The organism is Streptomyces sp. NPDC058291 (assembly GCF_042880855.1).
Classification (GTDB): Bacteria; Actinomycetota; Actinomycetes; order Streptomycetales; family Streptomycetaceae; genus Streptomyces.
The window spans coordinates 42,594-61,533 of the sequence record NZ_JBHVYK010000044.1 but is presented as its reverse complement, the minus strand read 5'-3'; the positions used below and the strand labels follow the sequence as shown (position 1 = coordinate 61,533).

The following is an 18,940-nucleotide window of genomic DNA, read 5'->3' as shown; positions in this document are numbered from 1 at the left end:
CCGGGACCACCCGGGGCCCACAGCCATGTCCCGCATCACGACATCACCGCGGGCAAACGGTGTAACCACCATCTTCTCGGGCACCAGGCCTCTTAGCTGGGGCCCGGTGGAGCAGCGGAACCTGCGCCTCCAACCACCGGACCCCAGCCGCACCCCGACACCGCGTTCCCGCGCATCGCGACCGCTGGATCGACGAACCGGCCGCCCGACCGACCCCGATCCAGCGCCCGATCATCACCGCGGACGACGGCACAGCGGTAGCCGGCCGCTCATCTGAGGCCGTACGCTCGATCCTGCGCTGCCCGCCGGCCCCGGCTTCCGTCGCCCCGGCCCCCGCGGGGGCGCGGTGCCGCGACCGCGTCGGACGCCCCGAAGCCGAAGCCGCCGACGATGCGCGGCCCGAGCAGCGGGAGGGGATGCGGTGCTGCAGCAGTGGCCCGAGGGTCCCGCAGCCGATCCGTCGGCGGCGCGAGAGCGGTACGACTCCGCGATGCGGACAGCACGCACGGAAGCGCGAGAGGCGTTGCGCGCGGACCTGCCTGCGGCCCACCTCGGTCTGGGACTCGTGACCGTCGCGAGTACGGGCGCCGGTTTCGTGGGGCACCCCGCGGTCGGCGCCGGCATCGGCGGAGCGTCGGCCGCACTGTTCCTCCTGGCCCTGTCGGTCATGTACCTGCGAGGCAAGCGGGGAACCGACGCGCTGCGACCGGCATACCTCTTCACCTTCGGATGGGCGAGCTGGCTCTGATCACTCGGCAACGACAGGCCCTTTCCACCTGCGCGGGCGTGGCCGGCCCGCGGGCGATGTCCGTCGTGATCACCGCGGCAGTGCCGTGGAGCAGTGCGGTGAAGGCGTTCCGCTCCACCGGTTTGAACGCACCCGTGCCAGGCCCCGCGAAGAACTCGACGTCCGTGTCCGCGCCGGCCGCCGAGCCTTCCAGGCCGAGCTCGCCGCCCTTGACGCGCAGGTCGAGGAAGAACCGCGTGCCCGCTCCGGACTGCTGACCGACGGCCACGTCGGGCGCCTCCTGGTGACGCCCATGACCGGAGACGCCTGACCCGCGGGCATCACGGCAGGATGACGTCGTCCAGGTGGGCGGTCCGGCCCCAGTGGACGAGCCGCAGGCGGCGTCCGTCGCCTCGCCAGTGCGTGACGGAGGCGTTGGGGACCGGCGGCAGGTCGCGAGGGACGCCCGCGCCGATCCCGGCCAGCACCTGGCGCAGGGCGATCACGACCGCGTCGTGGGCGACGACGAGCACGCGGCGTCCGGCGGCGGCCCTGCCGAGCTCGACGGTGAAGGCCCGTACGCGCAAGGCGACGTCGGCGATCGCCTCGCCGCCCGGCGGACGATAGGACCACTCGCCCAGCAGGGCTCGACGCGCCGCTTCCTCCGGGGCCCGGGCCAGCAGCGCGCCCGGCGGGTGCAGTTCGAAGACGCCCATCTCGCGGTCCCGCAGCCGCTCGTCGACGAGCACCGGCATCTCGGTCGAAGACGCCGCGTGAGCCGCCATGGCCTCCCAGGTCTGCCGAGCCCGTAGGTAGGGCGAGCAGACCACCAGGTCCGGACCGGCGTGGGGCGCGTGCCCGACGAGCCAGCCGGCCAGGGCTCGGGCCTGGGCGCGTCCCAGCGTGGACAGCGGAACGTCGCTGTCGCGTCCGGCCACCGGCAGATCGGGCGAGCCGGTCCGCTCGGCCTGGGCGAAGGCGACGTTGGCGGCGCTCTGCCCGTGCCGCACCGCCCACAGCGCGGTCAGGGCGGACGGCGGCGACAGGTCTTCCCCGCCGTGCCCATCGCCCCGACCCGGCACCGGGGCCGGCGGGCGTGAGCCCTCGGGCCCACCGAGTGCGTCACGGCGCGATGCGGACATGTGCCTCCCGTCGGTTCGCGTGATCCTGCCCCGCTGTTCCCCGCCTGACCCCGAGGTCGCCTGACACCGAGATCGCCTGACCCCGAGATCGCCGTCGGACGGCCGCGCTTCGACGGCACGGCACTCAGGGCGCGACGGGCGCTCACCTCACACGGCCGGGCGGCAGGACTCAGGCGTGCAGGGTGGGCCGATAGACGAGCTCTTGGATGTGGCCGTCCAGCGTGCGGTGCTCGATCAACTCCAGGTCGAAGTCGGCCGCACCCCGGAAGACGGGGTCCAGGCCGGTCCGGCCGGTGATCACCGGGAACAGCGTCACCTGGACGCGGTCGACCAGCCCGGCGGCCATCAGCGCCCGGTTCATCGAGAGGCTGCCGTGCGAGCGCAACGGCACTTCGGACTCCTCCTTGAGCCGAGCGACGACGTCGACCGCGTCGCCGCTCACGACGTTCGCATCCGGCCAGTCGAGAGGTTCCTGCAACGTGGTGGAGACCACCGTCGCGGGCAGGCTCCTCAGCTGCGTCACCCAGGGGTCCCGGACGTCGGAGTCATCGGTGCTCGTCGCCAGCATCTGCGCGAACAACCGGTACGTGTTGGCCCCGAGGACCATCCGCTGCCTCTCCCGGTACTGGGCGAGGCGGTGGTCCAGGAGCTCGGGGCCCTGCTTGCCCCAGTAACCGGTCCAGTCACCGCCTGCGGCGGCGAAGCCGTCGAGGCTGGAGAAGACGTCGAAAGTATAGGAAGCGGTCATGAGTCTCTCCTGTGATGCCGCAGATACCGCACGCAGATGCCGCAGATGCCGCAGATGCCGCAGATGCCGCAGATGCCGCAGATGCCGCAAACGCCTGTCGGGAGTGGAGACCGGCGGCCACGACGAAAATCATCGGCACGGGGCGACGAGGGCCGCGCCCGTCGCGTCGGCCGGGGAAATCGCTGTCCGACGCTCGGCGCACGGTGATCCACAGCCAGTGGAAGAATCTTCGGAGTTCCCCGAGCTGCCGTGGCTGATCGATGAACGTTCGACCTCCTTCCGCCCCGCGGTCGCCTCCGCGCCCAGCCTCGACGCGCGCGTGCCGACCTGCCCCGAGTGCACGCCGTTCGACCTGGCGCAGCACCTGGGTCTGGGGCGCCGCTTCTGGGCCTCCGTCGTCGCCGCCGGGCCTGCCGCCGCTCCCCCGGTCAAGCCGGCGGCGGACGGTCCGGACGCTCCCCCTCGGGCCGCGAGGCCCTGCTGGCCTGGTCGGCCGCGTCGACGCGGACGTTGCTCGACGCGCTGCGGGAAGCCGGCCCGGATCGGGGTTGCTGGACGTGGTGGGGTGCGACGCAGTCTCCGCAGACCTGCGGCGCGGTCGCCCGGTACCAACTCCAGGAGGTCGCGGTGCACGCCTACGACGCTCAGGCCGTCGTGGGCGCCCCGCAACCGCTGGCGGACGAGGTGGCACTCGACGGCGTCGACGCGTTCCTGTTCACCTGCTGCGCGACGACGGCCCCCTGGCCGCACGAGCCCGCTGAAGTCGAGTACCACGCCGTTGAGGGCCGCTCCTGGCGCCTCTCGCTCTCCGCCGACGGCGCACGGGCCACCCGGCTCGCCCCGCCGCACGCACGGCCCGCCTCCGCCGCCGGCACAGACCCGGACGGCCGACGCCTCCGCTCGGGGCACGGCCGGTGAGCTGGTCCTCGCCCTGTACGGCCGCGTTCGGGTGGACTCCCTGAAGGTGGACCGCGATCGCCGTGTCTCGATCAGCTGGTGGCCTGGGAGCCGGACGCGTAGGACGTCGTCGGGGACGGATCACCGTCCGGCCGGCGCGGGGCCGCTGAACCGGACGATTCCTCATCGCCGTCGGAGTCGCCGTCGGAGTCGCCGTTGCCGGGCTTGGCCAGTTCCGCGTTGAACTGGGCGCCCATCAGAAGCGACAGGTTGGACAGCCACAACCAGACCAGGAAGACGACGACGCCCGCGAGTGAACCGTACAGACGGTCATAGGTGCTGACGTGGGAGGTGTAGACGGCGAACCCGAGGGAGACGGTCAGCAGGAGCCCCACCGCCAGCGTCCCGCCCGGAGCCATCCTCCCGACGGGACGCGAGCACGCCGGTCCCGACCGGTACAGGACGAGCACCAGGGCGACGGCGACCACGGCGACGACCGGCCATCGCAGGGCGTCCCAGGTGGACTGCGGCGCGGTGCCCAGATCCAGAACCCGGCCGAGCCGCCGGGCCAGGCCGCCGCTGAGCAGCAGCGCGACGGTCGACGTGAGCAGCAGCGCGCTCAGGACGAGGGCCGTGAGGACGATACGCGGTGCCGTACGCCAGACCGGCCGGTCGGCGCTGATCCGGTGCATGGCGTACAGCGCCCGGCGGAAGACGCTCAGATAGCTGCATCCCGACCACAGGGCTCCCGTCCCTCCGACGAAGATCAGCGTCCACGCGGTCGACGACTGTGCGGCCATCTGCCGCAGGGTGCTGCGCAGCAGAGCCCGGGACTCGGCCGGGGCGGCCTGCGCCATGCGGTCGATGACCTCGGGCTTGGCCGTGGGCATGGTCAGCCCCAGGATCGAGAGGATGACCAGCAGCAGGGGGAAGAGGGCGAGGACCGCGTAGTAGGTCAGCGCGGCGGCCCAGTCCGTGACGTCGTCGTTCCAGATGGTCACCGGCGTCCGGCGCAGCGCCGCCCACCATCGAACCGTGTGACCGTTCGCGTCATCCATGACGGGGATGCTCTCACCCACCGTTCCCAACCCGTCCCCCAGCCCCTGCGGTGCGACACCATCCGGTGCGTGTGTCCCGACTACCCCGTGACGCCTTCGATAGCCGGACGATCATTCGGTCGAGGCGGCCTGCCGGGAGGCGCGGCGCTCGGCTCAGCGGCGGGCGATGCCGGGGCTGGAGGCGTCGGCCAGGGCGATGCGGGCCGTGATCCGCTTGCCGACCGGCTCCTGCTCGATGAACAGGTGCTCCGTGAGGGCCTTGACGATCTCCAGGCCGTGTTGGCCGACCCTCTCGGGGTCCGCGGCCCGGGCAGCGGGGACGGTGGGGTCGCTGTCCCAGATGACGACGTCCACGGCGTGGGCGGTGATGCGCAGCTCCATCAGGACGGGACCGGGCGCGTACTTGCGGGCGTTGGTCACCAACTCGCTGACCACCAGCTGCGTCAGGTCCAGGGTGCGCTCGGACACCGGCAGGTGGTGGTCGGCGCGGGCCCGGTCGAGAAAGGCGACGGCGTGGTGTCGGGCATCGGCGATGCAGCCGTCGTCGCCTCCCAGGGCGTATCCGGCCCGCATCAGATGCTCATCCTGCCCGGTACAGCCGTCGCCGTCACCATGGGATCCCATGAAATCCGCCCTCGCTCCCCTGTCGACCTGCGCCGCTACCCGCTTCGGCGCCCTGCAGGCCGCCGCAGGCGCCGTCCGCCGCCCGCCGCTTTGGTGCATGCCGCCGCGGCGGTGGGGCAGAATCGTCCGAGCACGCCCTGAGCGGGCAAGCCTAGGCCCAGCCGAGGAGACGTGAACGACATCGCCAGGGAAGACCGGCCGAATCATCTTTCCGTCCAGCACGAAATGGTCGACGGCGTCCTCGTCGTGGCCGTGGAGGGCGAGATCGACCACGACGTCAAGGACGTCCTCAGCCAGGCGCTGCTGTCCGACGACGGCGCGACGCCCCCGCGCATCGTGGCGGACCTCAGCGGCGTGACGTTCATGGACTCCAGCGGCATCAACGTGTTCGTCACGGCCCACCGGCGGGTGAGCGGCGCCCAGGGGTGGCTGCGCATCGCCGGAGCCCAGGAATCCGTCGTGCGTCTGCTGCACATGGTCGGCATCGACGAGATCATCACCTGCCACCCCACCGTGGAGCAGGCCCTGACCGCTTGACCAGCAGCAGCTGCCGGTGCGACGCCGCGAAGCCGACCACCCGGAACAGACGTCCTTCTCGTACGAGATCCGGCATGCTCGGTGCTCTTCCTTGTCCCCAGGGGCCTCGGGGACGCCGGCCCCGGTCCAGCTTCGGCTGTGGAGGTTCGGGCGTCCTAAGGATCACACGACCCAGACGGGGACCAGCACACCGGCGCGGTCGTAGAACCGCAGCGCGCTCACGCTCAGTCCGCCGTCCCGGGACATCTCCCCGATGCTGCGCATCTCGTTCTCCACACCCCGCACCTTGATCCTCCAGGCGGCCGGGGGCGGCCAGGACGGCGCAGGCCGCCTGCTGGCGGCGTTACTCGCCGAGGTGGCCGCCCCGCCGCCCGGCACCGTGCCGCCACGGGCCCGACAGGCCGTGCGACAAGGTCGAGGGTCAACCCCGGCCGCGGCCCGGAAGCGTCCCTCAGCCGTCCATGACCCCGGTGCGGCTGCCCGTGGTTCAGCCCGCCATGAAGGCCGGGAAGGCGGCTTCGCGAAGGCCGGGACCGTTCCGGTCTGGCCGCAGGGACAGATGGGCGGTGACCAGCTTCCCCGTGGCGCGCAGTGCGACGACGACCTTGTCGCTGACGGTGTGCACCAGGTGCATGCCGTGACCGCCGATGCGGCGCGGGTCGGCCTTCTTCGGCGCCGGCTTCTCGGTCGAGCTGTCCCACACGGTGATCGTCAGTTCGTCGCCGGTCAGCTCGAGGGTCATCCCGCAGGGACCCGGAGCATGCAGGATGGCGTTGGTGATCATTTCGCTCGTTGCGAGTTCGGCGTCGGCCGCCAGGGTGTTGGGCACCACGGTGCGGTCCGTGCCCCGGGCGTGGCCGAGGAAGGCACGCAGGGCCTGGCGGGCGTCGGCCGCGCGAGCGGCGCCGTCCCCCCAGATCGCGCCGTAGCGCAGCGGGACGCCTTCGTCCCGGCCCTGTTCGTCTGCCGTCTGCTTCCTCAGCGGGATGACCATGTGAGGCTCTTTCGTCGCGTTCACCGCTCTTGTGGCGCTTCGGTCTCTCGCCTCCGTCTACCCGGGCGCGGGCGGCGCACACCGTGGCCCCGGGTCGCAGCTCGCGATGGCGCGGCGGTCCGCGCCGCCGAGCGCGCGTGCCGCCGTCAGAGCCGAGTGGCCGCGTCGCTGTCGGGATGGAGGGGGAAGATCTGGTCGAGGCCGACGACGCGCAGGACGCGCAGGGTGTGGGCGGGGACCGCGGCCAGGGCGACGTCGGCCCGAGCGGCGTGCGCGAGGTTGCGGGCGGCGATCAGGGCGCTGATGCCGCTGGAGTCGCAGAACTCCATGCGGGCCAGGTCCAGGACCAGCCGTTGTCCCGGGTCGAGGGTGATCGTGGCGAGCAGGTCGGTCAGTTCGGCGGCGTGCTGATAGTCGAGTTCACCGATGATCTCCAGAACGGGACCAGTCGTGGCGTCTCGGGTGGTGATCTTCAGTGGGCTCATGCGGGATCTTCGGTCCTGAGGTCGGGGGCGGGAACGCCGAGGGCGAGAAGGGCGGTGTCGTCGTCGAGGCCGTCGCCGAAGCCGTCCAGCAGACCGGTGAGGGCTTCGATGACGGCGTGCGGAGGCCGGCCGGCGTGGTCGGCTGCGAAATCGCGCAGGGCTTCGTCCCCGTACAGGCTGCCGCGGTCCTCGCCGGTGCGGGCCTCGGTGAGGCCGTCGGTGTAGAGCAGCAGGGTGTCGCCGGGGGCGAGAACGCATGCGGCGGTGGCGAAGCGCGCGTCGGGCAGGGCGCCGACGAGGAAGCCGCCGGGAGTGGGCAGGAAGTCGGCCGTGCCGTCGGCCCGCATGACGAGGGCCGAGGGGTGGCCGCCCGAGGCGAGCCGGACGGCGGCTCGCCCGCTCGCGGCATCGGGTTCGATCACGCCGAATATGGCGGTGCAGTAGCGCGGGTCGCCGCCGGTGTAGCGCTCGTGCAGCACCGTGTTGAGGGTGGTGAGGGCGGAGACGGGGTCGCCGTCGTGCAGGGCGGCGGCGCGCAGCGTGTAGCGGGTCAGCGAGGTGACCGCGGCCGCCTGGGGCCCCTTGCCGCACACATCGCCGAGGAAGAAGGCGAAGCGTTCGCCGCCGAGGGGGAAGAGGTCGTAGAAGTCGCCGCCGAGCCGGTCGGGAGAGGCGGCGCGGTAGTGGACGGCCGTCTCGACGCCGGGCACGGTAGGCAGGAAATCGGGCAGCAGCGACTGCTGGAGCGCGGCCAGGGCGTCCTGAAGCCTGGCGCGGTCGGCCTCCGCCTGTCTGCGTGCTTCCTCGGCCTCCTTCCTGGCCCGCAGGAGTTCGGCTTCGTAGGCGCGGCGGTCCCGGGCGTCGAACAGGGTGGTGCGGATCAGCAACGGCTCACCGTTTCCGCCCTGCTTGATCACGGAGGAGACCAGCACCGGCATGCGCTCGCCGTCGGCCGCCCTGACCTCCAGGGCGATGCCGCCGATCTCGCCCTGCATGCGCAGCAGCGGCGCGAAATGCGTCTCGTGGTACAGCTTGCCGCCCACGGTCAGCAGGTCGGTGAACCTCTTCCGTCCCACCACCGCGTCCCGCTCCAGGCGCAGCCAGCCGAGGAGCGTGCCGTTGATCTTCGCGATGGTGCCGTCCATCAGCGTGGACAGATACCCGCACGGCGCGTTCTCGTACAGCTCCTCGGCGCTGTCCTCGAGCAGCGCGGCGAACGCCGCGGTCGCCGACTGCCGGTCGGCCGTCCTCTGCCGGTCCCCCGTGCCCTGCCGGCCGGCCGTGCTCTGCCGGTCCCCCGTGCCCTGCCCGTCGGCCGTGCTCTGCCGGTCGCCCATGTCCTGCCGGTCGGGCTGCTGCCCGGTCCGGCACATCACCGCTGACTCGCCAGGAAGGCGGTGATCGCCTCGTTGGTGGCCTCCGCGGCGGACAGGTGCGGGCAGTGCCCGGTCGCGTCGAGGGTGACCAGCGTCGAACCGGGGATCGCCTGGTGGACGAAGGCGCCGACCTCCCGGGGGGCGATGACGTCCTGGGTGCATTCCAGCACCAGAGTCGGCACCTGGACGCTCTTCAGGGCGTCCCTCGTGTCCGACAGGAACGTCGTCCGGGCGAAGACGCGCGCCATGTCCGGGTCGGTGGCGCAGAAGCTGTTGGTCAGCTCCGCCCCGAGCTCGGGCCGGTCCGCGTTCCCCATGATCACCGGCGCCATCGCCGCGGACCAGCCCAGGTAGTTCGACTCCAGGGAGCCCAGCAGCTCGTCGATGTCCTCGGCGCTGAACCCGCCCCGGTAGCCCTCGTCGTCGATGTACCGCGGAGACGGGGCGACCATCACCAGCGCCCCGATGCGCTCCGGAGCCAGGTCGGCGGCCAGCACCCCGATCATCGCGCTGACCGAGTGCCCGACGAACACCGCGTCGCGCAGGTCCAGTGCTTCGCACACCTCGGTCACGTCTCGGGCATAGCCGTCGAGGGAGGCGTACCGCTCCGGCGAGAAGGCCGACGGATCCGAGCGGCCGGAGCCGACGTAGTCGAACATGACCACACGGTAGTCGCTGCTCAGAGCCGGTACCGTGAGCCGCCACATGTTCTGGTCACAGCCGAACCCGTGGGCCAGCACGACCGTGCGACCTCGCGGGTTGCCGGTGACGGTGACGTTGTTCCTGCGCTCGATGTCCATGGGCTCCACCCTCTCAGACGCCGCTCACCGCTCCCGCCCAACCGCGCGTCACCACCGGCCGCGCCCGTCTTCTCCACACCCCGCACATATGAGCCACCCGGCCCCCGCGGAGGAGCGGGAACAGGACGATCGCGCGAATCGGCCCGCTCTCCGGCCCATCAGCACCTCGAACGCCTCCTGCCGGCGGCCGGACCTACGCTGTGCCAGAGGGATGGAAAGGGCCGTCGTGGAGGGGGACGCGGTGCTGGGGCTGCTGGGCTTCTACGACGAGCTCGACAACCGGCCCGGCCAGCCGAACGGATCCATACGCGATGCCGTGCAGCTCGTCGGATGGCGACGCCGCCAGGCTGGCCCAGGAACAAATCCGTCCGCACGGCGACTGGGCCAAGCCTCGCAAGCCCAGGAGGGCATGAGCCGACTCCAGCCAGTCACGGGCTAGGGCTGGAGTATGAGGCGGGCCGTTTCAGTGCTGGGTGAGCAGGCCTGCCCGCAGCCGGGCGAGCGTGCGCGACAGCAGCCGCGAGACGTGCATCTGCGAGACGCCCAGCCGTTCGCCGATCTGGGCCTGGGTGAGCTCCTCCACGAACCGCATGTGAATGATCCGGCGGTCCCGGTCGTCGAGTTCGCCGAGCAGGGGGGCCAGGGCGTGGAAGTCCTCCACCAGCTCCAGCGCGCCGTCCTGGACGCCGATGAAGTCCTGCAGGGCCGCTTCGCCGTCCTCGCTGCCGCTGATCGTGGCGTCCAGGGAGGAGGAGTTGTAGCCGTTCGCGGCGAGCCGGGCCTCACGCACCTCGTGCTCGGGCAGACTCATCAGCTCCGACAGTTCCCCGACCGTCGGGGTGCGTCCCAGGCGGCTGCGCAGCTCCTCCGTGGCGCGCGCGAGGTGGACGCGGGCCTCCTGCAGTCGGCGCGGGACGTGCACGGCCCAGGTGGTGTCCCGGAAGAACCGCTTGATCTCACCCACGATGTAGGGGATCGCGAACGAGGTGAACTCCGCCTCCCGGGACAGGTCGAACCGGTCGATCGCCTTGATCAGGCCGATCATGCCGACCTGGACGATGTCCTCCATCTCCTCCGGCCCACGACCGCGGAACCGGCCGGCCGCGAAGCGGACCAGGGACATGTTCATCTCGATCAGCGTGTTCCGCGCGTAGCTGTACTCCGCGGTGCCCTCCTCCAGGACCGCCAGCTGGTCGAAGAAGAGTTTCGACAGCGCGCGGGCGTCCTTGGGCGCCACCCGGGAGGGGTCGGCGATCTCCGGCAACTCGTGCACCCGCGCGTCCGTTGCCGTCGTGCTCATCAGCGTCATGACATACCCCTCCCACGTCGAAGCCCGATCGTCGCCGCCGGCATGCGACCGGCACAGCCGCGCGGCTACCCCCTCGTCACGCCCCTAATCCGATGTTCACACCTTCCGTGCGCCAGTGCGCCGCACAGCGGGGGTTCGCCGGAGTACGGGCGGCGGAGGATCAGGACACCGTCGCCGCCGGCGGGATCCACCGCCGCTTCCGGGTCACCGCGCTGGACAGGCCGTAGTCCTGCCTGAGCTGTTCGGGCACGGCGTAGTGCATGACGCGACCGCGGGTGAGGGAGGAGAGCTCCAGCACCGTGGTGAGGTGGCCGAGCCGGTCCAGCGCCCAGGCGCCGAGCGGGGAGCGGTCCTCGATGGTCTCCAGGACGCCGAGGAGGTGCGGCACGGCCCTCACCACGGTGTCCCACGGCGTGTGCGGGACGTCGAGCCAGTCGGCGCAGGTGTCGCCGACGAGGTGGCGGATCAGCGCGGAGACGATCGGGTCGAAGAAGGTGCCGGGCACCACCTCCTCGTAGAGGTCGATGAGCTGCCGGGTCAGCTGCGCGCCTTCGGCGGAGGGGCCCATGTGCCGGATCATGTACAGATCGAGGAAGCGGCGTGCCTCCCCCAGGGTCTCGGGGACGGCGTCCTGGTCGACGCCCAGCATCGCGCCGACCACGCGCCAGGCGTAGTAGTAGGCCTCCGCGCCTTCCTGTGACATGTGGACGCCCAGACGGTGCAGGCTGTCCAGCACGAGCAGGGAGAAGAACATCTGCCCGCCGATCATGTCCTCCTGACAGATCGGCGTCCCGAGCGCGTCCACGTCCCAGCGGTTCTCGCGTCGTAGGTGGTGGCGGATCGAGGCGTGCAGGAGGCGGACCTTCTGTGCGGCGGGAAGGAAGCGACCGCCGGCCTCGAAGGCGTCGGGCTGCATCAGGTAGACGGTGAACTGGCCCGTCTCCGCCATCCGTTGGGAGGGGTACTGCAGCCCGTGGGTTGTGGACAGCAGTCTCGCCACGTGCGGGACGACGTAACAGGCGGGCATGGAGGCGAAGGAGAGCGCGGTGGAGATGTGCACGTTGTTGTCGATGAAGAACAGCCGCGCCCTCTCCATCTCCGACCAGTCCACCCAGGACGGCGGGACACGGGTGGCTTCCAGGTACTCCCGTGCGACGTCGGGCAGGCCGTGCGGCAGCGGCGCTCCGGCGGTGGAGACGTAGCGCATCAGGGTGTTGAACGTGCCGACCTCGCCTCGTTCGAAGAGCGCGGCGACCGTGGCGTCGGCGAGTTCGTCGCCGCTGTGCCGCAGGGCGTTCATGGAGGCCTCGGTGTGGGCCATGACGGGGCTCCTTGCTCCTGTTTCAGGACCTGTGGACGGACGGAGTGGCTCGGGCCGGCGACCGGCCGGGGCGGAGGCTGTGCCGCCGGGCGGCACGGGCCGGTCAGGACAGGCGGTCGGCCGCGGACCTGGCCAGGGCGGTCAGGGCTCTGGTGGCGTGCGCGGGCGCGTCCCACTCGTGCAGTGCGTCGAGCGCCTGCTCCACACGCGCGTCGACCATGTCCTCGATGCGGTCGGGGGCCTTCAGCCGGCGCATCACCTCGCGCACTCCGTCCAGGGCGTCCGTGTCCAGCCCCTCGGCGTCCGTGACGTCCGCTTCCGGGCGGCGTCGGGCCAGCAGAGCGCGCAGCCGCTCGCGGTCGGTCTCCCCGGCCAGACGCCAGGTCTCGGCCAGCAGCGCCGTGGGCCGGTTGCCGCGGATGTCGTCGTCGTTGGCCTTACCGGTGCGTCGCGGGTCTCCGAAGAGGCCGAGCAGATCGTCCCGCAGCTGGAACGCCTCGCCGAGCGGCAGACCGTAGGCGGAGTAGCCCTCGCGCAGCCGCACACCGGCCCCGGCCAGCGCACCGCCGATCAACAACGGCTGCTCGACGGTGTACTTGGCGGTCTTGTAGCGGATCACCTTCAGCGACGCGGCCGTGTCCGGGCCGGCTCCGGTGCGCAGGATCTCCAGGCACTCGCCGGCGACCAGCTCGCGGGCCATCACCGACCACAGGGGGCGGGCCCGCGCGAGGTAGGCGGCGGGCAGACCGCTGGCGGCGAACAACTGGCCGGCCAGCGCCATCAACAGGTCACCGACCAGCATCGCCAGCGATCGTCCCGCCGTCCGGGTCACGGCGGCGTCGACCGACGGACGCGCGGCCGGGGCGCCGCACAGGGCGACATGGGCCGTGGGTCGTCCGTGCCGCAGCGGACTGTCGTCGATGAGGTCGTCGTGCACGACCGCGGCGGCGTGCACGAGCTCCATGGAGGCCGCCGCGCGCATCAGCGCGTCGCTGTCCGGCTGCCCGGCCGCGCGCCAGCCCCAGTAGCAGAACGCCGCCCGCAGCCGTTTGCCGTCCGCGACCGCCGCCTCGAGCTGCTCGGCCACCGGCTCCAGGAGCGGATCGATCCGCGCGAACTCGTCGGCCTCCTGGGCGACGAAGCGGCGCACCACCTCGTCGACGCGGCCCTTGAACGCGGCCGGCTCCCACCGGTCAGACATCGTCGGCGGACCTGCGGGCCTGCGCACGGCGGGCGAGGACCTCCAGGTGGGCGGGGGGTGCGGCCGCGTAACGGTCCAGCACCAGCCGTCCGCGCGCCGCGAGATCCTGCTCGGCCTGCGCCGCCAGCTCCGCGGTGTCCGAGCGGCGCAGCAGTCCGCGTACCGCACCCAGGGCCGAACCCAGCGTGCTCACCGCCAGATCGGCCAGCCCGGCCGCCAGCAGCACCGCGTGCTCGTCCAGTCCGCCACGGTGTCCCGCGTCACGCGTCATCGTTTCCCCACCCGTAGGACGTCCGGGCGGCGCCGGTCACGCGTCGCCCCTGCGAGCATCGCGTCGAAGCGACTGCGGCGAGGGGTGAATTCACGGTCGAGTGATCGACTCGCACGGGTGTACGGGCCCACGGCACCGGGTACGCGCACGGGCAAGCGCTGACTCGCCTTCGGCGGACTCCGGCCGCGGACTCCGGCCGCGGGCGCCGTCCGCAGGCCGGGCTGGTCAGCGCCGACGTCGGCGGGGCCGCTCGGGGTGGCCGTTTTTGAGGCATCTTTTACGCGACATGTGCAACTGCGGACCGCCTCGTGGCCGTCTCAGAGCAAGTGGGGCCCTTCAGGGGCGAAGAGCGAGAGAGCGGGGACAGGTCGTGGGACGGCGCAAGGGCGGCATAGGGATCGCACTCGTCACGGGGGCGATGCTGGTGAGTGCGACTGCCTGCGGCGGATCCGGGGGCGGCGGCGACAAGGCGGGCGGCGGCGACGCGAAGGCGTCGGGCAAGCCCGGTGCGAGCGCCTCGCCGTCGCCGACGAAGCCCGCGGGCCCGCCGATGCTCCTGGAGACGATCACGCCGCAGACGGGGACCACGGTCGGTGTGGCCATGCCCATCTCGGTGGTCTTCACCAACCCGGTGGCCGCCAAGGCCCGGGCCACGGTCGAGAAGCACATGAAGGTGAGCGCCTCGCAGCCGGTGGCCGGCGCCTGGCACTGGTTCGGCGACAAGCGCGCCGACTGGCGTCCGAAGAGCTACTGGCCGTCCGGCACGAGCGTGAAGGTCGACGCGGAGATGAACGGCGTCGGCAACGGCAACGGGCGCTACGGCGTGCGCACTTACACGCACACCTTCAAGGTCGGCGACGACGTGCGCGCCGATGTGTCGGTGACCGGCCACACCATGAAGGTCACCCGGAACGGCGCGCCCGTGCGCAACCTGTCGATCAACGCCGGCAGCGCCGAGTACCCGACGTGGAACGGCACGATGGCCGTCATCGACAAGGAGAAGGAGGTCCACATGACCTCCTGCAGCGTCGGTATCAGCTGCGACAAGGGCAGCCCCAACTTCTACGACCTGACGCTGCCCTGGGACGTCCACCTGACCCAGTCCGGCACCTACGTGCACTACTCGACGGGCGACCCGAACCCGGGCAGCGGCAGCGCTCGCGGCTCGCACGGCTGCGTCCACCTGTCCATGTCGGACGCCAAGTGGTTCTACGAGCAGGTCAAGCAGGGCGACCCCGTCACCATCACCGGCTCACCCCGGGCCAAGGCCCCGGCCGACAACGGCTACGCCGCCTTCAACCTGGGCTGGGACGAGTGGCTCGCGGGCAGCGCCTCCGGGGAGCAGACGACCTCGGCGCTGTGACGTCCGTAACGGCGGGGGCGGGCGATCACCGCTCGCCGCCGTCGGCGGCGGACTGCTCGCCCGTCACCGACAGCAGCGCCTTGCGCGCTTCCTCCGCCCGGGGCGAGCCCAGCGCCGTGTACAGGGACAGCGCCTGGCGCAGGTGGCCGGCTGCGTCCGCCCGCTCCCCCCTGTCCTGCCGTACGAGGGCCGCGCCGATGTGGGCGCGGGCCTGCTCCTCCTGCTCCCCTATGCCGCGGGCCAGTTCCAGCGCCGACGCGTGCGCCTGCAGGGCCTCCGCGTGCCGTGCGGCGCCCTGCAAGGCCTCGCCCAGGCCGTTGAGGGCGCCCGTCTCCCCGTACGTCTCCCCGGTCCGCCGGAAGTGCGCCAGCGCCTGCCGCTGATGCTCGGCGGCCTCCTCGTACCGGCCCTGACGGCACAGCGCGTTCCCCAGGTTGGACAGTGCGTGCGCCTCTCCCCCGGTGTTCCCGAGCCGCCGGAACAGGGCGAGCGCCTGCTCGAAGCGCCCCGCCGCGGCCGTGTGGTCGCCCAGCCGCGCCAGGACGATGCCCAGGTTGCCCAGGGCGCTGGCCTCCCCGAACGTGTGGCCCGTCCGCCGGTACAGCGCCAGCGCCTGCTGGTACCGCTCGATCGACGCCTGGTAGTCCTCCAGCAGTTCCTGCACGATGCCGAGGTTGTTCAGCACGTCGGCCTCGCCGTGGGCGTCGCCGACCGCGCGGAACAGCTCGACCGCCTTCTCGTGGTGCTCGGCGGCCTCCTGATACCGGCCCTGCAGTTCGTGCAGCACGCCCACGTTGGTGAGGTGGCGGGCCTCGCCGGCCCGGTAGCCGACCCGGCGGCACAGCGTCAGCGCGTCGTCGTGGTGCCGTCGGGCGCTCTCGTAGTCCCCGAGCCGCCGGTGGACCGCGCCGACACAGGCGAGGACGTCGACCTCCCCCCGGACGTCTCCCACCGCGCGGGCCGCCCGCACGGCGTGCGTGTGAACGCTCAGCGCGTCGGCGAAGTGCCCCGAGCGCTCGTAGTGGCGGTGGAGGGTGGTGGCGATCCGCACGGTGTGCCGGGACGGTCCGGGCTCCTCGGTCCTGGAGCACAGGGCCACCAGGGTGGGTTGCGCGGCGCGCAGCCACGCGCGGCACTCGTCGGCCGTGCGCAGCGGCGGCAGACCGGTGTCGGGCGTCTCGACGGCGGGGCGCAGATGCCGTTCGGCGGGATAGAGCACGTCCATGGCCGCCGCCGACGAAGCGAGACAGTGGTCCAGCAGACGGGTGGTGGCCGCGTCGCGCTCCGCCGGCGCGTCGTGCCGGTCCGCGAGCTCCGCGGCGTAGGCGCGCAGCAGATCGTGCATGCCGTGGCGGCCGGGCCCGCTGCGGTGCACCAGATGCGCACGGGAGAGCACGTCCAGGGAGCGCCGCGTCCGTTCCACGCTCTCGCCGGCCAGGGCGGCGGCCGAGTGCACGTCCGCGTCGGGGCCCGGGTGCAGGCCCAGCAGCCGGAAGAGGCGGGCCTCCCGGTCGGGGAGACGGTCGTAGGACCAGGAGAAGACGGCGCGGACGGCGGCCCGGGGATCTCCGTCGCCGGAGTCCAGCAGATCGAGCCGCTTCCGGCGGTCGCGCAGTTCGTCCACGAGCCGGGTCAGGGTCTCGTGGCGACGTGACAGCACCAGTTCGGCCGCCACCCGCAGGGCCAGGGGCAGCCGCCCGCACTGTTCCGCGAGGGCGGCGGCGGCCGCGGGTTCGGCGTCGACGCGCGGCCCGATCAGGGCGCGCAGCAGGACGAGCGCCTCCTGCGGGGAGAGGACGTCGAGGTTCACTCGGTGCGCTCCGTGCACCGAGACCAGGGACGACAGCGAGTCCCGGCTGGTGATCAACACCTTGCACGTGGGGCTCCCCGGCAGCAGCGGGCGCACCTGGGCGGCGGAGGCGGCGTTGTCGAGGAGGACGAGCAGACGGCGTCCGTCGAGCGCCGTGCGGTAGCGCGCCGCCCGGTCGTTGAGCCGCAGCGGTATCTCCTGGCCGGGCACGCCCAGGGCGGTGAGGAATCCGGCGAGCGCCTGGGCGGCGGAGACCGGCTCGTCCGGATCGTAGCCTCGCAGGTCCACGTAGAGCTGCCCGTCGGGGAAGGCCTCGCGCATCCGGTGCGCCCAGCGCACGGCCAGCGCCGTCTTGCCGACGCCCGCGGTCCCGGAGACGGCGGAGACGACCACGGCCGCCCCGCACTCCCCCGCGCCCGGGCCGTCCTCGGCGACCAGATGCCGGGTCAGCTCGGCCAGCTGCTCGTCCCGCCCGCTGAAATGGCTGACCGCCATGGGGAGTTGCGCGGGTATCGGGGCCGCGGCCAGGGCGGGCCCGCCGACGACGACCGGAGCGCGACCTGCGCCCGCCGAGTCCTCCCGCACGGCGCCGCGTGCCATCTCCTCGTACACCGCCCGCAGTTCGCGGCCGGGGGCCACGCCCAGCTCGGCGGTGAGCTGCCGGCGGATCACGGTGTACGCGTCCATCGCCTCGGCCGTCCTCCCGGCGGCGGCCAGACTCCGGATCACCGCCGTGGCGAGCGGCTCGCACAGCGGGTGCTCCGCCAGTAACGGCCGCAGCACCGCGGGCACTTCCTCCGGCCGGTCCTGCTTCAGCAGGACGCGGGCCCAGGCGAGCGCGGCCTCCAGTCGCTCCTGCGTCCACACCGCCCGCACGCGCTCCGCCCACGCCCCCGGCAGCCCCGCCAACGGCACGCCCCGCCACAACCGCAGGGCCTCCTGGAGGAGGGGTGCGCGGCGCGCGTCGGGCAGGTGCGGCTCGTGCCCCCGCGCGACGAGCGAACGGAAACGCAGCAGGTCGACGGCGTGCTCGTCCGCCTCCAGCAGGTATCCCCCGGCGGTCCGGCTGATGCGCAGCGGTGTCGCGGACGCCTGCCCCTCAGGGCCGTCCGCCAGGGGCGCGGCGTCGTCGAGGAGCCGCCGCAGACGGCTGATGTGCGCGTAGAGGACCGACCGGGCCCCCTCGGGCGCGGCGGTGTCCCAGACGCGTTCCATCAACGTGCTCACGGGGACCGGCCGGCCGGCGTCGGCCGCCAGTGCCGCGAGGACCGCTCGACGGCGCGGCTGCCCGGCGTCGACCACGCGCCCGGCGGCGCGCAGTTCCAACGGCCCGAGTAGGTACAGGTTCATCGTGCCTCACGTGGGACGGACGGTGGAACGGCCCTTGCGGCGACGGGGACTTCGCCCGCCGGGAAGGTCCGGGTCCAGGCGGCCTTGCGTCCTTCACTCCGGGGTTGCCGCAGGACAGCCGTCACAAGGTTTTCGCAAGGTTCACCGTAGATCCTCGTCTCACGTGCCGTCAGGCGGATCACGGCAGACGCCGTGTGCCGCCGAGAACACCCACGCCGGCTCGCGCAGGGCTGCCGGGGAGCGATGTCGCCGGCCGCCCTGCCGACGCTCGCGCGAGGCGTGGCTGAGCCGAGCCGAGCCGAGCCGACGCAACGAGAGAATGGAACGTTCATGGGCAAGATGATGTCCCGAGTGAAGAACCGGACGGCCGTCGCCGTCGTCGCGACCGCCTTCATGGCGTCCGGAGTGGTCGTCGCGGGGGCGACGACCGCCTCCGCGGACGGTTGCGTGGGCAGCCTGTGCGGCGCGGTGAAGAACAGGACCGGCGAGACCATGCACTACACGATGAGCCTCGGCGAGGGCCCGCACTACTGCGACGTGTGGAACTGGGGCGGCGGCACCGGGAGTGAGTTCAAGCACGCCAAGTGCAACCAGAAGTCGTTCGGCAACGGCACGAAGGGGGGCAACGGCACCGGCAATGACGTCGACGCGTTCACCTTCGCCAGTCACGGCTACCACGAGCGCTTCTCGCGGGTAGGCACCTGGCACTGGCGCGCCAAGGGCGTCTGGACGAAGGTCCGTACCGGGGAGATCGGCGACTGCGGCATCGGCGACAACAACGAGGTCTGGTGCACCGTGCTCGTGCAGGCCTGAGCCGGAGTGGCGCCGGCGCGGGGGACCGGCGCCCGCGGGGCCCGGAGTACGGGGGGCGGAGGACGGGGGGGGAGGACGGGGGCCCGGGCGTCCGCGGGGGGCGGAGTAGGGGGG

Annotated in this window: 19 protein-coding genes and 3 pseudogenes; 7 read left to right on the top strand and 15 right to left on the bottom strand. The window is 72.5% G+C overall.

Going from position 1 to position 18,940, the window contains the following annotated elements; all coding sequences use genetic code 11:
* Nucleotides 1-161: 161 nt before the first annotated feature.
* Both ACFVYK_RS22335 and ACFVYK_RS22330 read left to right on the top strand, forming a co-directional pair.
* Nucleotides 162-296, top strand: a pseudogene (locus tag ACFVYK_RS22335) (arsenate reductase family protein); the annotation flags it as partial.
* A 194-nt stretch (nt 297-490) separates the two neighbouring features.
* Nucleotides 491-748: a hypothetical protein gene (locus tag ACFVYK_RS22330; protein ID WP_389776666.1), complete on the top strand. Its 258-nt coding sequence runs from the start codon at nt 491-493 to the stop codon at nt 746-748.
* On the opposite strand, the gene ACFVYK_RS22325 is transcribed toward ACFVYK_RS22330, so the two are convergent.
* The 3 genes from ACFVYK_RS22325 to ACFVYK_RS22315 all read right to left on the bottom strand — a co-directional run bounded on the left by ACFVYK_RS22325 (nt 720) and on the right by ACFVYK_RS22315 (nt 2,617).
* On the bottom strand, nt 720-1,016 hold the full coding sequence (locus tag ACFVYK_RS22325) for a hypothetical protein (protein ID WP_389776664.1): 297 nt from the start codon (nt 1,014-1,016) through the stop codon (nt 720-722). The two genes, ACFVYK_RS22330 and ACFVYK_RS22325, sit on opposite strands and share 29 nt — an antisense overlap.
* Before the next feature lie 52 nt (nt 1,017-1,068).
* Nucleotides 1,069-1,869, bottom strand: a complete 801-nt coding sequence (locus tag ACFVYK_RS22320) for a histidine phosphatase family protein (RefSeq protein WP_389776662.1) — start codon at nt 1,867-1,869, stop codon at nt 1,069-1,071.
* Between the two features lie 169 nt (nt 1,870-2,038).
* On the bottom strand, nt 2,039-2,617 hold the full coding sequence (locus tag ACFVYK_RS22315; protein ID WP_389776660.1) for a dihydrofolate reductase family protein: 579 nt from the start codon (nt 2,615-2,617) through the stop codon (nt 2,039-2,041).
* Between the two features lie 336 nt (nt 2,618-2,953).
* Here ACFVYK_RS22315 and ACFVYK_RS22310 point away from each other — a divergent pair.
* Together ACFVYK_RS22310 and ACFVYK_RS22305 are read left to right on the top strand one after the other, a co-directional pair.
* Nucleotides 2,954-3,205: pseudogene (locus ACFVYK_RS22310) on the top strand (maleylpyruvate isomerase N-terminal domain-containing protein); the annotation flags it as partial.
* Between the two features lie 39 nt (nt 3,206-3,244).
* Nucleotides 3,245-3,535, top strand: a complete 291-nt coding sequence (locus ACFVYK_RS22305) for a hypothetical protein (protein ID WP_389776673.1) — start codon at nt 3,245-3,247, stop codon at nt 3,533-3,535.
* Nucleotides 3,536-3,606: 71 nt separating this feature from the next.
* On the opposite strand, the gene ACFVYK_RS22300 is transcribed toward ACFVYK_RS22305, so the two are convergent.
* Nucleotides 3,607-4,572 carry a YihY/virulence factor BrkB family protein gene (locus ACFVYK_RS22300; protein WP_389776659.1) on the bottom strand — a complete coding sequence of 322 codons (966 nt, stop codon included), beginning with the start codon at nt 4,570-4,572 and terminating at the stop codon, nt 3,607-3,609.
* Between the two features lie 153 nt (nt 4,573-4,725).
* The gene (locus ACFVYK_RS22295; RefSeq protein ID WP_389776656.1) at nt 4,726-5,196 is read right to left on the bottom strand and encodes an ATP-binding protein; all 471 of its coding nucleotides are present in this window, start codon (nt 5,194-5,196) and stop codon (nt 4,726-4,728) included.
* A 171-nt stretch (nt 5,197-5,367) separates the two neighbouring features.
* On the opposite strand from ACFVYK_RS22295, the gene ACFVYK_RS22290 reads away from it, so the two are divergent.
* The gene (locus tag ACFVYK_RS22290; RefSeq protein ID WP_389776655.1) at nt 5,368-5,733 is read left to right on the top strand and encodes an STAS domain-containing protein; all 366 of its coding nucleotides are present in this window, start codon (nt 5,368-5,370) and stop codon (nt 5,731-5,733) included.
* A gap of 168 nt (nt 5,734-5,901) precedes the next feature.
* On the opposite strand, the pseudogene ACFVYK_RS22285 reads toward ACFVYK_RS22290, so the two are convergent.
* The 9 genes and pseudogenes from ACFVYK_RS22285 to ACFVYK_RS22245 all read right to left on the bottom strand — a co-directional run.
* Nucleotides 5,902-6,009: pseudogene (locus tag ACFVYK_RS22285) on the bottom strand (MerR family DNA-binding transcriptional regulator); the annotation flags it as partial.
* A 211-nt stretch (nt 6,010-6,220) separates the two neighbouring features.
* On the bottom strand, nt 6,221-6,727 hold the full coding sequence (locus ACFVYK_RS22280) for an ATP-binding protein (protein WP_389776652.1): 507 nt from the start codon (nt 6,725-6,727) through the stop codon (nt 6,221-6,223).
* Nucleotides 6,728-6,873: 146 nt separating this feature from the next.
* On the bottom strand, nt 6,874-7,212 hold the full coding sequence (locus ACFVYK_RS22275; RefSeq protein WP_389776650.1) for an STAS domain-containing protein: 339 nt from the start codon (nt 7,210-7,212) through the stop codon (nt 6,874-6,876).
* Nucleotides 7,209-8,585 (bottom strand): PP2C family protein-serine/threonine phosphatase, encoded by a 1,377-nt coding sequence (locus ACFVYK_RS22270; protein WP_389776647.1) that lies wholly within the window; start codon nt 8,583-8,585, stop codon nt 7,209-7,211. Before ACFVYK_RS22270 ends, ACFVYK_RS22275 begins: the two co-directional genes overlap by 4 nt.
* Nucleotides 8,585-9,388 carry an alpha/beta fold hydrolase gene (locus ACFVYK_RS22265; protein WP_389776645.1) on the bottom strand — a complete coding sequence of 268 codons (804 nt, stop codon included), beginning with the start codon at nt 9,386-9,388 and terminating at the stop codon, nt 8,585-8,587. Before ACFVYK_RS22265 ends, ACFVYK_RS22270 begins: the two co-directional genes overlap by 1 nt.
* A gap of 463 nt (nt 9,389-9,851) precedes the next feature.
* On the bottom strand, nt 9,852-10,697 hold the full coding sequence (locus ACFVYK_RS22260; RefSeq protein ID WP_389776643.1) for an RNA polymerase sigma factor SigF: 846 nt from the start codon (nt 10,695-10,697) through the stop codon (nt 9,852-9,854).
* Between the two features lie 160 nt (nt 10,698-10,857).
* Nucleotides 10,858-12,018, bottom strand: a complete 1,161-nt coding sequence (locus ACFVYK_RS22255) for an oxygenase MpaB family protein (protein WP_389776641.1) — start codon at nt 12,016-12,018, stop codon at nt 10,858-10,860.
* A 103-nt stretch (nt 12,019-12,121) separates the two neighbouring features.
* Nucleotides 12,122-13,219, bottom strand: a complete 1,098-nt coding sequence (locus tag ACFVYK_RS22250; protein WP_389776638.1) for a polyprenyl synthetase family protein — start codon at nt 13,217-13,219, stop codon at nt 12,122-12,124.
* A complete protein-coding gene (locus ACFVYK_RS22245) occupies nt 13,212-13,490 on the bottom strand; it encodes a polyprenyl synthetase (protein ID WP_389776635.1) in 279 nt (92 codons plus the stop codon). Before ACFVYK_RS22245 ends, ACFVYK_RS22250 begins: the two co-directional genes overlap by 8 nt.
* A 370-nt stretch (nt 13,491-13,860) precedes the next feature.
* Here ACFVYK_RS22245 and ACFVYK_RS22240 point away from each other — a divergent pair, with 370 nt between their 5' ends.
* Nucleotides 13,861-14,853: an Ig-like domain-containing protein gene (locus ACFVYK_RS22240; RefSeq protein WP_389776632.1), complete on the top strand. Its 993-nt coding sequence runs from the start codon at nt 13,861-13,863 to the stop codon at nt 14,851-14,853.
* Between the two features lie 25 nt (nt 14,854-14,878).
* On the opposite strand, the gene ACFVYK_RS22235 is transcribed toward ACFVYK_RS22240, so the two are convergent.
* Nucleotides 14,879-18,013: a tetratricopeptide repeat protein gene (locus tag ACFVYK_RS22235; RefSeq protein ID WP_389776629.1), complete on the bottom strand. Its 3,135-nt coding sequence runs from the start codon at nt 18,011-18,013 to the stop codon at nt 14,879-14,881.
* Between the two features lie 330 nt (nt 18,014-18,343).
* Between ACFVYK_RS22235 and ACFVYK_RS22230 the strand changes: the two genes are divergently transcribed.
* Entirely contained in the window at nt 18,344-18,826 is a 483-nt protein-coding gene (locus tag ACFVYK_RS22230; RefSeq protein WP_389776626.1) for a hypothetical protein, read from the top strand.
* Nucleotides 18,827-18,940 lie beyond the last annotated feature (114 nt).

Coding starts and splice junctions, on each gene's coding strand:
- ACFVYK_RS22230 (WP_389776626.1), top strand. CDS start 18,344: ATGGGCAAGATGATGTCCCGAGTGAAGAACCGGACGGCCGTCGCCGTC.
- ACFVYK_RS22245 (WP_389776635.1), bottom strand. CDS start 13,490: ATGACGCGTGACGCGGGACACCGTGGCGGACTGGACGAGCACGCGGTG.
- ACFVYK_RS22255 (WP_389776641.1), bottom strand. CDS start 12,018: ATGGCCCACACCGAGGCCTCCATGAACGCCCTGCGGCACAGCGGCGAC.
- ACFVYK_RS22275 (WP_389776650.1), bottom strand. CDS start 7,212: ATGAGCCCACTGAAGATCACCACCCGAGACGCCACGACTGGTCCCGTT.
- ACFVYK_RS22280 (WP_389776652.1), bottom strand. CDS start 6,727: ATGGTCATCCCGCTGAGGAAGCAGACGGCAGACGAACAGGGCCGGGAC.
- ACFVYK_RS22235 (WP_389776629.1), bottom strand. CDS start 18,013: ATGAACCTGTACCTACTCGGGCCGTTGGAACTGCGCGCCGCCGGGCGC.
- ACFVYK_RS22300 (WP_389776659.1), bottom strand. CDS start 4,572: ATGGATGACGCGAACGGTCACACGGTTCGATGGTGGGCGGCGCTGCGC.
- ACFVYK_RS22270 (WP_389776647.1), bottom strand. CDS start 8,585: ATGTGCCGGACCGGGCAGCAGCCCGACCGGCAGGACATGGGCGACCGG.
- ACFVYK_RS22330 (WP_389776666.1), top strand. CDS start 491: ATGCGGACAGCACGCACGGAAGCGCGAGAGGCGTTGCGCGCGGACCTG.
- ACFVYK_RS22250 (WP_389776638.1), bottom strand. CDS start 13,219: ATGTCTGACCGGTGGGAGCCGGCCGCGTTCAAGGGCCGCGTCGACGAG.
- ACFVYK_RS22260 (WP_389776643.1), bottom strand. CDS start 10,697: ATGACGCTGATGAGCACGACGGCAACGGACGCGCGGGTGCACGAGTTG.
- ACFVYK_RS22295 (WP_389776656.1), bottom strand. CDS start 5,196: ATGGGATCCCATGGTGACGGCGACGGCTGTACCGGGCAGGATGAGCAT.
- ACFVYK_RS22265 (WP_389776645.1), bottom strand. CDS start 9,388: ATGGACATCGAGCGCAGGAACAACGTCACCGTCACCGGCAACCCGCGA.
- ACFVYK_RS22320 (WP_389776662.1), bottom strand. CDS start 1,869: ATGTCCGCATCGCGCCGTGACGCACTCGGTGGGCCCGAGGGCTCACGC.
- ACFVYK_RS22315 (WP_389776660.1), bottom strand. CDS start 2,617: ATGACCGCTTCCTATACTTTCGACGTCTTCTCCAGCCTCGACGGCTTC.